Origin of the sequence: Oceaniferula spumae, assembly GCF_042849255.1 — a bacterium.
Lineage (GTDB): Bacteria > Verrucomicrobiota > Verrucomicrobiia > Verrucomicrobiales > Akkermansiaceae > Oceaniferula > Oceaniferula spumae.
Map to the genome: position 1 here is coordinate 2,014,596 of NZ_AP026866.1, position 13,787 is coordinate 2,028,382.

The 13,787-nt window shown below is 52.2% G+C and carries 12 protein-coding genes; 6 read left to right on the forward strand and 6 right to left on the reverse strand.

Annotation, left to right across the window (positions count from 1 at the left end; genetic code table 11):
- Positions 1-14: 14 nt before the first annotated feature.
- Positions 15-1,934, reverse strand: a complete 1,920-nt coding sequence (locus ACSPJT_RS08330; RefSeq protein ID WP_435895916.1) for a RecQ family ATP-dependent DNA helicase — start codon at positions 1,932-1,934, stop codon at positions 15-17.
- Positions 1,931-2,812, reverse strand: coding sequence for a 4-hydroxythreonine-4-phosphate dehydrogenase PdxA (gene pdxA / locus ACSPJT_RS08335; RefSeq protein ID WP_435895917.1), 882 nt, complete (start codon positions 2,810-2,812; stop codon positions 1,931-1,933). The genes ACSPJT_RS08330 and pdxA overlap by 4 nt, the downstream gene beginning before the upstream one ends.
- A gap of 96 nt (positions 2,813-2,908) precedes the next feature.
- Between pdxA and ACSPJT_RS08340 the strand changes: the two genes are divergently transcribed.
- The 3 genes from ACSPJT_RS08340 (at position 2,909) to ACSPJT_RS08350 (ending at position 6,125) form a co-directional block, all read left to right on the forward strand.
- Positions 2,909-3,622 (forward strand): hypothetical protein, encoded by a 714-nt coding sequence (locus tag ACSPJT_RS08340; protein WP_435895918.1) that lies wholly within the window; start codon positions 2,909-2,911, stop codon positions 3,620-3,622.
- Positions 3,623-3,665: 43 nt separating this feature from the next.
- Positions 3,666-4,625, forward strand: coding sequence for an MBL fold metallo-hydrolase (locus ACSPJT_RS08345; protein ID WP_435895919.1), 960 nt, complete (start codon positions 3,666-3,668; stop codon positions 4,623-4,625).
- 117 nt (positions 4,626-4,742) lie between these two features.
- Complete coding sequence (locus tag ACSPJT_RS08350) at positions 4,743-6,125, forward strand: cytochrome-c peroxidase (protein ID WP_435895920.1); 1,383 nt, start codon at positions 4,743-4,745, stop codon at positions 6,123-6,125.
- Between the two features lie 4 nt (positions 6,126-6,129).
- Here ACSPJT_RS08350 and ACSPJT_RS08355 read toward each other — a convergent pair whose 3' ends face one another.
- Positions 6,130-7,497 (reverse strand): DUF2851 family protein, encoded by a 1,368-nt coding sequence (locus ACSPJT_RS08355; protein WP_435895921.1) that lies wholly within the window; start codon positions 7,495-7,497, stop codon positions 6,130-6,132.
- Positions 7,498-7,670: 173 nt separating this feature from the next.
- Here ACSPJT_RS08355 and ACSPJT_RS08360 point away from each other — a divergent pair, with 173 nt between their 5' ends.
- From ACSPJT_RS08360 to ACSPJT_RS08370, 3 genes are all read left to right on the forward strand, one after another.
- Positions 7,671-8,729: an NHL repeat-containing protein gene (locus tag ACSPJT_RS08360; RefSeq protein ID WP_435895922.1), complete on the forward strand. Its 1,059-nt coding sequence runs from the start codon at positions 7,671-7,673 to the stop codon at positions 8,727-8,729.
- Between the two features lie 95 nt (positions 8,730-8,824).
- The gene (locus ACSPJT_RS08365; RefSeq protein ID WP_435895923.1) at positions 8,825-9,847 is read left to right on the forward strand and encodes a tetratricopeptide repeat protein; all 1,023 of its coding nucleotides are present in this window, start codon (positions 8,825-8,827) and stop codon (positions 9,845-9,847) included.
- Between the two features lie 85 nt (positions 9,848-9,932).
- Positions 9,933-10,580, forward strand: a complete 648-nt coding sequence (locus tag ACSPJT_RS08370; protein ID WP_435895924.1) for an FHA domain-containing protein — start codon at positions 9,933-9,935, stop codon at positions 10,578-10,580.
- A gap of 20 nt (positions 10,581-10,600) precedes the next feature.
- Here ACSPJT_RS08370 and ACSPJT_RS08375 read toward each other — a convergent pair whose 3' ends face one another.
- From ACSPJT_RS08375 to ACSPJT_RS08385, 3 genes are all read right to left on the reverse strand, one after another.
- A complete protein-coding gene (locus ACSPJT_RS08375) occupies positions 10,601-11,317 on the reverse strand; it encodes a lipoate--protein ligase family protein (RefSeq protein WP_435895925.1) in 717 nt (238 codons plus the stop codon).
- Positions 11,317-12,510, reverse strand: coding sequence for a glycine C-acetyltransferase (locus tag ACSPJT_RS08380; RefSeq protein WP_435895926.1), 1,194 nt, complete (start codon positions 12,508-12,510; stop codon positions 11,317-11,319). The genes ACSPJT_RS08375 and ACSPJT_RS08380 overlap by 1 nt, the downstream gene beginning before the upstream one ends.
- A 112-nt stretch (positions 12,511-12,622) precedes the next feature.
- Positions 12,623-13,744 carry a hypothetical protein gene (locus tag ACSPJT_RS08385; RefSeq protein WP_435895927.1) on the reverse strand — a complete coding sequence of 374 codons (1,122 nt, stop codon included), beginning with the start codon at positions 13,742-13,744 and terminating at the stop codon, positions 12,623-12,625.
- Positions 13,745-13,787 lie beyond the last annotated feature (43 nt).

Below are 13,787 nucleotides of genomic sequence, written 5' to 3' on the forward strand. Positions count from 1 at the left end.
CTCCACACCTCATGTTAGATCACGCTGCGAGTGATGGTCTCGACATCATCAAAGGAATGGCGAGCCAGCATCCCCCAGTGATTGTGCTGATAGAGACGATACCGCATCATCGCAGGGCTGTAGATGCCGCAGAGAAATCGAGCAAGTCGCTGGGGACTGGAAAGTGGCGCTCGTTTTTCAGCTACCAGACGTTGAATAATTTCGAGCTCGTCCATAGTAACCTCCCGGGTTGACGAAAGCGGAAGCTTGCGAGGTCTGGATTTGCCTAGGCAGGATGCACAGTGGCCGCATGGCTTGGTTAGTTTTTCTCCAAAGTATCCGACCAGAGAAACTGCCAAGCACCGTCGCGACAAAGCCATTTTGAAAACACTATCAATGCGCTCGATATCATTTCTCGCGTGATCCTGAAACACTTCGAGCATCTCATCAGCGAGTTCATTGAGGTTTTGGGGTTCCTTGGAGATTCGGTAGTGCGTCAAGCTGTGACTCATTTTAAGCCTTACCTCACCACCCGCTTCCAGTTCGCGCAACTGGCCGACAAGTTTGTTCATCTTCGTCACGTCATTTCCCGACATCTCGAATAGTGAAATGCGCTGTCTAGATTCCAGCATCTCAGAAAACATTTCCTGCTGTTGCTTTGGAAACCCCTTCATTAATCGTTCACGCGCTGATTGATCCCAGCGCAGTGGGACCAAATGACACCACATCCATGAGGCTCCCTCCTGCGTGATCCAGCCGGAAGTCTCCAGCCGTGCTAACAAAATATCCAGTAATTCAATTGGAACATCGTTGAGAGTGCTGAGATTGTAGCGCGAGATAATAGCTCTCGGACCTTGGGAAAAAACATTCTGCAGAATCGCTCGGACAGCGGGCTTACCGGGCTGTTTCGCCTGAATCATACCTTCTAACACGGCGCGATCATCTCCATTCAGCAATACCTCACAATGGCTGGGAAGCCCATCTCGACCGGCCCGACCGCTTTCTTGAATCCATCCCTCCGGAGACTTGGGAGGATGATAGTGAATCACCGATCTAACATCTGGCATATCCACCCCCATGCCAAACGCAATGGTGGCACATATCACATCGAACCGATGAGCCACGAATCCATCCTGAACCTCGGCTCTGGCATCTGCAGGCATGCCAGCATGGTATGCTCTGGCATTCACACCGTGCTCATTGAGAAATGCAGCCAACTCTTCAACATCGCCTCGTCTCGTGGCGTAAACAATCGCTGGCGTCCGACCAGACTGAGACAAGACATCCAAGGTTCTACTTTTTTTCTCCTCCTCAGAGCAAACCGAAACATCAAAATGCAGGTTCTCGCGGTAAAACGAAGTCTGCACCTGGTCTCTTTTCAAAATTGAAAACGCCTTGCGTATACCCGTCGCCGTCTTGGGTGAAGCAGTGGCTGTAAGAGCTAGAATAGATCGAGGTTTTAGTGATTTCACCAATCTCGGGATCCGTAAATACGATGGACGAAAACTATGCCCCCATTCTGAAATACAATGCGCCTCATCGATCGCCACCAGAGACACGGACAATTTTTTAAGCCGCATCATCATTGCAGGTTCGGTCAACTTCTCTGGTGAGAGATAGAGTATCTTGATCGCTCCAATCTCTAACTGCTCGAGTAAATCCAGACGAGTGATTTCATCCACCGAGGAATCGATTCGTGCAGCAGCCACACCTCTCCTAACAAGAACATCAACCTGATCACGCATCAGTGCGATCAATGGTGAGACCACGATGGTCAATCCATCGAGCACAACTGCGGGGTATTGATAACAGAGAGACTTTCCGCCCCCTGTAGGAAGCACCGCCAGTGTGTTAGTTCCGTCCAGCACACGATCTATCACCTCCGCCTGCCCCGGCCGCAGCGAGTCATGGCCGAAGTGCTTACGCAGCAACTCTTTGGTATCCGGATTCTTCACTCTGAACTATGATCACACATCTCACAGGCTAACTGAATGGCATGGATCATCGAGCTCGCGCTGGCTTTTCCCGTCCCCGCAATGTTATAGGCCGTACCGTGATCGGGACTGGTTCGCGGGTAGGGAAGGCCAAGAGTGACGTTGACTCCTGTGTCGAAATCTAACAACTTAAGAGGAATCAACCCTTGATCGTGATACATGCAGAGTACGGCATCGTATTCACCATCGGCAGCAGGACGGAAGATGGTGTCGGGCGGATGTGGACCACTGAACTCAACTCCGTCAGAGTAATCTTGCAGTTGTTTCACCGCTGGCTCAACCAACTCGATGTCTTCCTTTCCAAATGCCCCGTTCTCACCGGCATGAGGGTTCAGGCCGCAAACGGCGACTCGAGGTTTCGCAATACCGCGTTGTCTGCAGAACTCAGCGATCAATTTCCCGACGCGGATGATCTCATCTTTTTTGAGTAACGCAGGAACATCCGCCAAGGCTACATGGATAGTCACCAAGGCAACCGTTAGATTTTTACCGGTCAGGCACATGGCGTGATTATCACAACTTAGACGGTCGGCAAAAAATTCAGTCTGCCCGGGAAAATGGAACCCTACTTCGTGGAGCCCCTCTTTTCCGACAGGTGCGGTCACCACGGCCTGTATTTCACCCTTCTTGAGCAGAGCGACGGATTCCTCCAAGGCATCCAGAGCTGCTTGGGCAGAATCACGTGTGGGGTGACCAGGCACGACATCCAACCGTCTCCCGATGATTCGGTATTCGAATTTATCCGATATCTGTCCGGATGATAATGCAGCCTCGACAACCTCCGGCCCAATGCCCGCTTGATCGCCCAATGTGATACCTATAGTCGTTTTCTGATTCATTTTTCTGCTCGGGAATCATCCCCCCGGATCCGCTCCAGATCAACGAGAATAAGAGAATGGTTGCAAGCAGGCATGATGGGAGCATATTCCTTAGTCATGACTTACTCCATCAGTCGTTCCGCTTTAAAGCTCAGTGCAGCAGTCGCACTCGGCCTCACGCTCACCATGTGTGAAAAATCGAAGGACACCTCCACTGAGACTTCTGCACCTGAAGAAAAACAGGTAGATCCCAAATTACTCGAAGCCCAGAAAGTGATTGAGGACGACCCCAATGTTAAATTTATCAGAGTCGTCGACGATAAAATCGAGTTCCGTAACATCTACACGGACATCGGTATGATTCTCCCATATCAGGACATCATCGATGGCAAATACGACGCTATCAAGGGGGGCAAAGCTGCAGCTAGCAAGGTGCTCATCCCCAAGGAGAAAGAATCCATCGCCACTGGTGACGGTGACGACTACAAAGGCTGGGGAAAAACCCCCGATTGGATCCCTCGTTATCCCGATCTCGTCATCTCACCGGGCAAAATCCATGGAACCCGTAAAGACGGCAGTGTCTGGGGCCAGATCTCAGGCTCCCACCGGGACTCTATTGAAAAGATGCGTGAGCAGCTCATCGCAGGATTCCAAAAGTCTGACATGGTTCTGGCTTCAGAATTACCCGGCGATGCCAGCCTCAGCTTAATCTTTGAAAACCCACCTTCTGACAATGATGATGAAAGCACGGTGAAGCGTCGGGTGGGCTGTTCATTGCGACACAGCAATGGGACGACTTTCCTCGATATGCAATATACTTACGGATACTAACCGCACTGATTTTCTTGCTCATTCAATCTCCCACTCATTAAACATGGCCGCCAAAGGTAATAAAGACAACACCAACAACGGTGGCCGGGCCAAACGTGACTATGCCGGCATCCTGCCGAAAAAAGGATGGCCGCGCAGGAACTATCACTTCCTCCGACGCCGACTGTTGCCGCAGATGTTCCAGAAACTTGACGGCATTGTTAGAGAGCCCATCCCCCACCCGCCCGAAGCTGGAAAAATCCGTGTCACATGGATCGGTCATGCCTCTTTCCTCGTGCAATTTCCCGACCACTCGGTGATCATTGATCCCAACTGGGCTCACTGGCATGGTGTGGTAAAACGCCAGCGATTGCCTGGTCTAGATCTCACACTGATGCCACTGGTGGACCTCGTCATGGTAACACATGCACACTTCGATCACCTGCATAAGAAAAGTCTCAAAATCCTTGAATCGCACGAAGGCATCGTGGTTCCCAAAGGGAGCGGATCACTGGTGAAACGACTTGGGTTTAACTGTGTGCACGAAATGTCCGTGTGGGATGAACTAAACATTAATGACCTAACAGTCACCCACACACCAAGTCATCACTGGGGAGCTCGATATCTCCATGATACCCATCGCGATTATGGTGGATATATGATTTCCTCCGGTGTTTGTAAGGTTTTTCACTGTGGCGACAGCGCCTATTTTGAAGGTTTCAAAGAAATTGGTAAACATCATACACCAGACGTTGCGCTCATGCCCATCGGAGCATACGAGGCACCCAGCGGTCGCGATGTACACATGAACCCTGAAGAGGCTGTTAGATCATTCATTGAGATGGAAGCCGGTATTCTCATCCCGATGCATTACGGCACTTTTCCTCTGGGCAATGAACCGGACCACGAACCCGTCGAGCGCCTTATTGCTGAGGCAGAACGCCTCGGCGTGGCAGATCGAGTCTTGGTACTGGAAGAAGGGGTCGGCATAGAGGTCGAATGCTTGGCTGAGACCAAGTCCTGATCTTTAGTTCCACTTTCCTCCCCCGCTGAGCCATTCAGCTGGCCATCTTTACAAAGTCTTAACAAAAAGACGCCTGACCCACATCTTGCGCTTACAATTGATGCCTAAGTTTGTGGGATGAAGGCTCTACTCTTCCTGTTTATTTCCCCCGCCGCCCTATGGGCACAGAATGGAAGTATCGATCTGACAAGGCTCCACAACTATGCGAACCAAGCAAAACCGGCCTATATCACCAAGGACAACACGCCGGCAGGAAACCCCATCACCGACATCGGAGCTACGCTAGGCCGCATTCTATTTTACGACAAACGTCTCTCGCGAAACAACACCATCTCCTGTTCGTCCTGCCATCATCAGGAACATGCGTTTGGCGATCCTGACGTAGCCAGCACCGGAGTCAACGGCACCACGGGTCGGCACTCGATGCGCTTGATCAACGCCCGCTTTGCCAATGAATCACGCTTCTTCTGGGATGAACGTGCAGCGAGTGCCGAGGCGCAAGCCACCCAGCCGATACAAGACCACGTTGAAATGGGCTTCAGTGGCAGTGATGATGACCCATCGCTAGCAGATCTTATCACGAGACTCTCGATGATTGTCGAATACCAAGTGCTGTTCACGGCCACATATGGCGACCCTTCCATCACCGAAGACAGACTCCAGCGTGCGCTCGCTCAATTTGTCCGGTCTATCCAATCGTTCGACAGTAAATACGATGTCGGCCGGGCTCTCGCACCGAACGACGGAGCTCCATTTTCCAATTTCACGGCTTCCGAAAATGCCGGTAAACGGATTTTCCTCGCTCCACCTAACCAAGGAGGCGCAGGGTGTGCAGCCTGTCATAGCCCTCCCGAATTCGACATCGATCCGAACTCACGTAATAACGGCATCGTTACTTCGCTGGGTGGAGGGGCCGATACCACCAATACCAAATCCCCATCGTTGCGTGACCTTGTATCTAACAACGGAACACCTCACGGAGGCTTCATGCATGATGCCAGCTTGAACTCGCTTTCCGAAGTCGTGGCACATTATAATTCCATCCCTGCTATTGTTCCAAACCTCGACCCTCGTCTAACCCAACCCGGAGGCCCACCTGGGCCAGCGGGAGATACCCCACAACGGCTCAATCTCACAGCCACGGAACAATCTGACCTCATTACATTTCTCGGCACCCTGACCGGAACCAATGTCTACACTGATCCAAAATGGTCCGACCCCTTCTCCGTTACCAACGAACTAAGACTCATCATCTTACCCACCGAGCAAATGACCATTACTTTCAGCGGTGAAGGTGAGGAACGACAAGCCACTGTTAGCACCACTGGTGTACCCAACTTTAGCTACCAGTTCCAAAGCAGCCTAACGTTGTTAGACGATACATGGACAAGTGTCACGATCACCGCCGATACTAATGGACTACTGACCTACACATTACCTGCTCCGGAATCCGAAGATAAGTATTTCTACCGTTACGCCTACGCGACAGAGACTCCTTGATCAATCAACCTCGCCACTGTCCGAGCTGCTCTGGAAATGGGCACTCCTTGCAATCGCTAGCATCACGGAGGCAGAAGTCTTGATAGATTTGTAACAGGGCTTGGTGTTGCCATGCTTTTTTGAGGTAGGATTTCCTTCGCACTGTATCGCCAAACAAGCGGATGGATGCCTTGTCAACCTTCTCACTGAGTGAGGGCGCGGGTATTTTCTGATAGTATTCCCACGCTGCAGGGCGGTCTGCTTCCAGATGCACAGGTAGCAGGTGATTGATTTGAAAATCACGCAGTCTGTCTGGGCCTAACAAGGCCAGGTCTTTGTCGCTACGTTTCGAAGTCAGAGTATAGTGATGATTCCAATACGGGTGATTCAGTTCTTCAAAAAATCGGCTCAGGGGTTCGGCTCCGGAAGTTGTCAGGCAGATGCGGGAAAACTCTTTCCATAGGCTGACAATCCTCGCAAGACAAGCAAGTCTCCGCTGTGGGTGATTCACTGGACGAATGCCAGAAAGTTTCCACGGTATCGCCCGCTCTGGCACTGGCTCATAATCATCACGCACCTGCCACCACGTTTCCCAGAGCCCACGTAAGTAGTCGCGGCTATCTGCGGCAGCCCGATCATGAATTTCCGCGGAGAGAAAACCTGCAGCCCCAAAGATAATGGATTCGGCTGATTCCGGGTTCCCCTTCAGCATGTCGATGGGCAACCGCTGCGCGAGCAGGGTCATGGCTAGCTTGTTAGGTCGGTAGCCCAAGGTTTCGGCTATCGCCTGCCATAACCAACCATCTTCGCCAGCCACATCAATGGTGCGTTTTCTTCTACGCGCTTTGATTTGCGCCCGATGACGCGCCGCACCCAGCATCAATGAGTCAATGTGGCTACCATCCATTTCCGACAGTGGCTGAAAGCACCTCCCCGGATGCGCATTGGCCACCTCTAGGAACGGCAAATCCAAGGCCTCGCACAGCACAGAATATGGCACACAAACACGCGGAACCTCACGATGGTCAGCCGTGCGGGTGTAGTGATCGGAAGAATCCGGTGCGAATACCACATGTAATACAACCTCGTTAAATGCCTCATTCACCGCGTGGCCATGGGCTTCCCAATCAGACGCCCGATGATCTAATTCCAATGGACCGGATAACAACTCTCCATCGATCTCGACAGCTGCATGTAGGAAATCCGGACCAGCACTGTGGTTCCAGTGACCGAACTGCACTATCCTTACCTTTCTCCCATCGACGGTGATAAATTCACGCCCCATCTGCCCGGCAAACCATAGTGCCTGAAGATGCATTTCATCGGGGAGCTTCTTGGAAACCCCGGAGCTATGCTCGCGCACCTTCCCGGAATCGGGTAGGAGGCTATTCAAGAGTTGGGCATAAGATGACATCCTGAACAGCCTAGCAGGCACTCTCGCTGGAGACCAATCTCTGATTGAGAAAAATAACACCCTGCCACATCAAAAAAACCCCAGATTTCAGTATTCCTTTGAAATTTTCTTCACCCTAGGCCCGTTCTTCCTACACTCCCAACCACGACGTCATGAAACAGAACATTAAACATTTCCTCTCCGGCTCACTCGCATGTGCCGCTCTGATTGCACCTGCCCAAGCTCACGAAGGCCACGAACACCCACCCAAGGGTGAACCCATCACTGAAGTAGTCCGCACCGGCAAGGGTGATTTCACCTACGAAACCGTCCCTGGCTTCGGCAAGCTCCCTGACGGAGCCAAGCTCGGCCCGACTCACGGCGGAGTCGCTGTCGATGCCCAAGGCCTCATTTACGTCAGTACCGATGGTGAAAAATCACTCTGTGTGTTCAAACCGGACGGCACCTTTGTCAAAGCCATCGCCTCTCCCGCCCAAGGGATGCACAGCCTGCAGATGGTGACAGAAGGCGACAAGCAGTTCCTTTTCGGAGCTCAGCTCAATGCCTACGGCAAGAAAAACAAAACTTTGCGCGCTGTGAAGCTCGACCTCGATGGCAACATCGTGATGCAGATCCCAAACAAAGACACTGGTGAAATCCCAGGTGGCCTGAAAGGCATCACTGGCATTGCTGTGGCACCTGACGGACACATCTTTGTCAGCATGGGCTACGGCTCGAACCTGATTCACAAGTTCGATAAAACCGGCAAGATCGTCAAAAGCTTCGGAGGCAGAGGCGGAGACAAGGAGAAGTTTAAAACCTGTCACGGTCTGGGAATCGACACCCGCTTTGGCGATCCCCGACTGCTCGTATGCGATCGTGAGAAACGCCGCTTGGTTCACCTCGACCTCGACGGCAACTGGATCGGCGAATACAGCACCGGTCTCCGCCGCCCGTGCTCGGTCAGTTTCTATGGCGACTATGTTGCCGTCGCTGAACTCGAGGCCCGCGTAGTGATTATCGATAAAGAAGGCAAGGAAGTCGCCGTCGTAGGTGATAACCCAAACAAGAAGCAATGGGCTAATTTCAAAGTCGCTCCTGCCGATCAAAAACCCGGCATCTTCACCGCCCCTCACGGACTTAGCTTTGATAAAGACGGAAACCTTTATGTTCAGGACTGGAACACCACAGGTCGTGTCAGCAAGCTGAAGCTTCTGCAACAGGCAAACTAATCACATAATTCCTCATTAGCGCCCGGCTCGAGTTCGTCTCGCAGCCGGGCGTTTTTCGTTTTACACATCCTAGGGTGTTAGCCCACTCTGAGAATATGAAGTTCCGCGTATCCCCCGTCACCTCTTTTGCCCTTAGCTCGATCGCATGTATCGCCATCGCCGGAGCCTGTTTGTGGGACAGGGATACCATTATTGATGAACTACAGACCAAGGCCTCGCAATACGATCTCGTGATGGGCCAGTTTCCTTCGCACGGTGATGTTTATTACCAGAGTAGAATTTCCAAACTCGAAGCCAAACCGTCTCTAACGAAGGACGAGAAAAATGACCTCGCCGTCGCCTACACCAGAACCAAGCAGTTCGCCAAAGGTTTGACCCAACTTAAAGAAATTCTCAAAGATCATCCTGGCGATTATGCCAGCCTCTCTAACATGGGCGTGACCTACAAGAAAATGGGCGACTACCAGAAAGCGGCCACCTTCATGGAAAAGGCACTGAAGATCAAACCAGAGGGTCACATGGGGCTCGGCGACTGGTATCTAAAAAGACTCCAGTGGAGTGCCAAATACGAACTTAGCGGACAGCCCATTCCATCGGTCAATTTCCTCGGAGAAGATTACTCGAAAATCGAGCTACGCTATTTCCGAAAGCATAAAGTGACCAACGAGCGCAAGTCGCGGGCCACCTTACTCACCAAGATGATCAAAAACGATCGTCATTTTTCTGATAGCTACGTGGTCATGGGGGATCTCCTGTTGGAAAATGCTGATCTGAATCTCGCCCTGCGCTGCTATTTGCACGCGTTACATCTCGAGCACCCTAACAAAACAATCCTCTCGCAACGGATAGGTGCCATTCTTTCCCATTGGAAAACAGCTCCTTACAAGCCCACCACAGCTGATGCAACCCTTTCGAAGGCTGCCACGGAGCAAAATGCCATGTTCCTCAATGAACTCAAACAAACAGAGCAGTGGCTGGCCGATTTCCATGCCGCCGAGGCATCTCTCGTCAGCAAGGGCAAACAGCCCACTTTTGATGAAACTTCAGCAGTCCTCAAAACCAAACGCTTCCGCCCCAAGGCACCCAGTAATGGGAGTAAAATAAAGACCCGCAGATGATAATCAATCCTTAGCCTTGAATCACATTGCATTCTCGCCCCATTCTGCCAATTTAGCCGGCAGTCACTAAATCAACTTTCATACCATGCCTAGAGTCACCATTTCCGAACCAGGGAAAACACCACAACCCTACCGTTTCAAACTGGAACGCAAGACCATCAACATCGGTCGAGGTAGCGACAATGACATCATCATTGAATGCGCATCAGTGTCCACCCACCACAGCGTTATGGAGCGCGTCGAGGGCGGATACATTCTGCGGGACACGGGATCGACCAATGGCATCAAGCAGGATGATACCCAGATGGAAGTCATCGATCTTTACGACGGCATGGAGGTTCTCGTCGGTGACATTCCTTTGAGGTTCCAGCTTTCCAAGGAAGAAATCGGCCACCTCAGTGAGGAGGACTTCACCACCCATCAGAAGAAGAAACTTCCGTCTATCAGAGACGGGGAGGAAGCTCCTGCGCGGAGCGCCAAACCGGCAAGCACCTCTTCTCCTCGCAGCGCACACCGACCACAGCCACAAGTCGCTCAAAGCGGAGGCGGTTTCAAAACACTGCTGGTATTCATTCTCATGATCGTAGCCGTATTCGCCGGAATGACATTGCGTCACTACAAGGAAACCAAAGAGTTTCTCCCTTCCAAGCTGATGGGTGGCACTGAAAATGCCAAAGCTCACGATCACGCAGATGATCAAGAGGCAGCTGAAGAGGAAGAGCCTGCTGAGTAGCGGCTAGCTGCAGACCTCGGTCACCTTTTTTGCAACCAGCTATTGGCCGCATAACGTTCAGCGGCGAGAGCCGCGACACCTTCTAACATTTTTTGTTCAGGGTAAAACTCAACGCATTTCTCAGCCAGAAGTGCACCTAGTCTGGGTAACAGATCAGTTCTGAATTGATCGTTTATCGACGAAGGAATGACACTCCCCTGATGCAGCAGCCCGTAACGCGACCTACGCTGTCCGGCACCGGCAACTTTCCGCCCGTCCATGTGAGTGAGATCGAACGCCACTGGGTTGGTAAAACACTCCACGCCGCCATCACCTTCGCAGCAACTTGTTAGGCGAACCTTTTCTCCCTTGGCAGCCAACACTTCAGCCAGCGCCTGATGGATGATGCGGTAGCTTTCAGCACCGCGAACGAGGGCCAACTCCTCGGTGCGAGGTATGACCAGTGTGTAAGTCACATCAATGCGATGGTCGACGACGCCACCACCAGTCCAGCGACGGATATAGGCCAGCTCTTCCGACTCATCGCAGGGAAAGGTTTTACGCGCATCAGCCAGAGCGTTGGAATAGCCAAAGCTGACTGTGGGTTCGCTCCATTGGTAAACACGAAGTATCGGCAGGTCGCCACAATGCTCCATCAGCAGCTGGTCGACTGCCATGTTCTCGGCACCAGTGCGCGGCATCTGATCGAGCCACAGGCCCAACTCTTCTAACACAGGCTGTAACCCCTGCTCCGACATTAGATCCCCAGCTCTTCCTTCACTGCCACAAAAGCTTCCACAGCCTTGTCCAGCTGCTCACGGCTATGAGCCGCTGAGATCTGTGTGCGAATACGTGCCGTGCCTTGGGGAACTACGGGGAAAAAGAAGCCGACGGCATAGACTCCGTGATCGAGAAGCTTGTTCGCGAATTTCTGGGACAGAGCCGCATCGCCTAACATCACAGGAGTGATCGGGTGATCCTTTCCGGCAATATCGAAGCCGGTCTGCTCCATCGCATTGCGGAAGTATTTGGTGTTGTCCTCGAGACGGTCACGCAGCTCAGTGGAGGCTTCCAGCATGTCCAATACTTTCAAGGTGGCAGCAACAATGGCAGGAGCGACACTGTTAGAAAAGAGGTAGGGACGACTGCGCTGACGCAACAGATCGATAATTTCTTTTTTACCAGAAGTAAACCCACCCGAGGCACCGCCGAGAGCTTTACCAAAAGTAGATGTCACGATATCCACACGCTCCATTACATCGTGATACTCTGGAGTCCCACGTCCGGTTCTGCCGAGAAAGCCGGAAGCATGAGAGTCGTCTACCATCACGAGAGCATTGTATTTTTCTGCAAGATCACAAACGCCCTTCAAGTCCGCGATGACACCGTCCATGGAGAAAACACCGTCAGTGGCGATCAGCTTCTGTCCTTTGCCATCGGCATCAGCCTGTTGTAACTGAGCCTCGAGATCTGCCATGTCATTGTTAGAGTAACGATAACGCCGTGCTTTACAGAGCCTCACCCCATCGATGATCGAGGCGTGATTGAGCTGGTCTGAGATAATTGCATCATCAGGCCCTAACAATACCTCAAAAAGGCCACCATTGGCATCAAAGCATGAGGTGTAGAGAATGGTATCTTCCGTGCCTAAGAAATTGGCAATGCGCTCCTCAAGCTCACGGTGAAGAGTCTGGGTGCCGCAAATAAATCGCACGGAAGCCATACCAAATCCCCAGCGTCGAATCGCATTTTCAGCAGCTGACATCACCTCGCGGTTATCGGCCAGGCCGAGGTAGTTGTTGGCGCACATGATGATCACCTCGCGTCCGTCATCGAGTGTGACCGACGGGTTCTGAGTAGACGCAAGTTGACGCTCGTGTTTATAGAGACCGGCGGAGTCGATTTCATTGAGGACCCCTTGGAGTTTCTGCTGGTATGATTCGGAATACATGGTGCTGATGAGTAAACGGCCCGTAGCGGAACCAAAGAAATGAAAACCACACCCAGCCTAGATTGGCGAGAGATAAGATGTCGGCTGGAAGATGTAATGCAGGGGGAGGAAATTACACCCCACCATCCGGATCGACCGTTTTGGCCAGATATTCGGCCACTTGCCTGACTCGCTCCGCGCCCAACGGAGCATCGCAGACAACCCCCAGAATCAATAACCCGTAGCGGCTCCGACAAGGAATTACCTCGAGAGTGGCGCTGGCGCCAATTTTCACGTGAAGATTTCCTACATCGGCAGCTCCATTCGTTTGGCGGGCAGCGGTGTGTGAGGCATTGGCTAGCGTGCGAGCCACTTGCACCAGTTTAGCATTTCCGACCTCGTCGATGAGAATCTGTCCTTCATTATCGATCAGGAACATGGACCGGGCGTCCAATCGTTCACGCAGCAGACCACTGAATCTTTTTAATCGAGTGAGAAATGGGCCGCGCGCAGCACCAGAAGCTGGCGGAGTGGGCTTTTGCGGAGCCGGGGGTAGAACTACCTTTGGCTCGGTTTCGATATTCTCTACCAAGGGTTCGGTCGCAGGTGGCTCTATCAGCTCTGGTTCAGGCTCAGGTTTGACCTCATCCTCAAATGTGGGGATGTCATCGATCTGCCGTGCAATTGGCACATCATCGTCTGGCGACTGGTCTTGGCACAACTGAAATGGTGAATTAGAGAACGCGATCCCCTGCGATGGTGCTGGCGATTTCTTCTCTTCAATGAGTGGCCGGAACGGCTCGTCATCAGCAAGGTCAGGATCGGTCGGTTCAGATAGTCGATCGGCCACAGGCGTCGAGGGGTTCAACGCCACCTCGGTCATGTCCATATTCGCTGGTTCAGCAACTTGGGGATTGGAAAGCATCCCACTACCTTCAGCGAGTCTCTTGGCATCGGCCAATGCATGGCTGACCACGATTCTAGCGGTGGTTCCCACACCCTGGCTTGGATCCTCTGGTAGATTCTCTTGAGGGAAATCGGGCTCTACAGCGTGCTGAGGAGCATGAGCGGCTTCCTCGTTAGAAAATTGTTCCGGTGCCACTTGGGCCAACGGTTTGGCACTGGCAAAGCCTTCAAAATCTTTCCCATAGCCGGCATCCAGGGCTGCTTGATCCACTTCGGGAGCAGGGGCCATCAGGCTTTCCGCCATCCGGCGCACTTCCTTGGCGTCCAGCCATGATTGTATGGGGTCCATTTGAGAAATTAGAGAGTTACAGGAAGGTTGTCAGTCAATTGCC

Coding starts and splice junctions, on each gene's coding strand:
- ACSPJT_RS08375 (WP_435895925.1), bottom strand. CDS start 11,317: ATGTCGGAGCAGGGGTTACAGCCTGTGTTAGAAGAGTTGGGCCTGTGG.
- ACSPJT_RS08340 (WP_435895918.1), top strand. CDS start 2,909: ATGACTTACTCCATCAGTCGTTCCGCTTTAAAGCTCAGTGCAGCAGTC.
- ACSPJT_RS08345 (WP_435895919.1), top strand. CDS start 3,666: ATGGCCGCCAAAGGTAATAAAGACAACACCAACAACGGTGGCCGGGCC.
- ACSPJT_RS08380 (WP_435895926.1), bottom strand. CDS start 12,510: ATGTATTCCGAATCATACCAGCAGAAACTCCAAGGGGTCCTCAATGAA.
- ACSPJT_RS08360 (WP_435895922.1), top strand. CDS start 7,671: ATGAAACAGAACATTAAACATTTCCTCTCCGGCTCACTCGCATGTGCC.
- ACSPJT_RS08365 (WP_435895923.1), top strand. CDS start 8,825: ATGAAGTTCCGCGTATCCCCCGTCACCTCTTTTGCCCTTAGCTCGATC.
- ACSPJT_RS08350 (WP_435895920.1), top strand. CDS start 4,743: ATGAAGGCTCTACTCTTCCTGTTTATTTCCCCCGCCGCCCTATGGGCA.
- ACSPJT_RS08370 (WP_435895924.1), top strand. CDS start 9,933: ATGCCTAGAGTCACCATTTCCGAACCAGGGAAAACACCACAACCCTAC.
- ACSPJT_RS08385 (WP_435895927.1), bottom strand. CDS start 13,744: ATGGACCCCATACAATCATGGCTGGACGCCAAGGAAGTGCGCCGGATG.
- pdxA (WP_435895917.1), bottom strand. CDS start 2,812: ATGAATCAGAAAACGACTATAGGTATCACATTGGGCGATCAAGCGGGC.